1 protein-coding gene is annotated in these 401 nt (G+C 65.6%); it reads right to left on the reverse strand.

All coding sequences use genetic code 11. The features are described 5' to 3' along the window. On the reverse strand, positions 1 to 401 hold a 401-nt coding region (locus DIE17_RS37155), incomplete at both ends, for a branched-chain amino acid ABC transporter permease (protein WP_148095037.1).

The following is a 401-nucleotide window of genomic DNA, read 5'->3' on the forward strand; positions in this document are numbered from 1 at the left end:
TTGATCACGTTGATCGGATCGGTCGGCAGCAATTGCGGGAACGGCAGCGGGTTGCGCGACCAGATGATCATCGCGGCCGTCTGCAGCAGGATCGACACGCCGATCGCGGTGATCAGCGGCGCGAGACGCGGTGCGCGGCGCAGCGGCCGGTACGCGACCCGCTCGATCGTGTAGCCCACGCACGCGCAGACGACGGCGGCGATGCCAAGGCCGATCGTCAGCGTCGCGACGTTGCCGAGTCCGGGAAAGTGGTTCTGCAGCACGGTGATCGCCGACAGGGCGACCATCGCGCCGATCATCAGCACGTCGCCGTGCGCGAAGTTGATGATGCCGAGAATGCCGTACACCATCGTGTAACCCAACGCGATGATGGCGTACACACTGCCGAGCACCAGCCCGTT

The sequence above is a fragment of the Burkholderia sp. Bp9099 genome (assembly GCF_003857805.1).
Classification (GTDB): Bacteria; Pseudomonadota; Gammaproteobacteria; order Burkholderiales; family Burkholderiaceae; genus Burkholderia.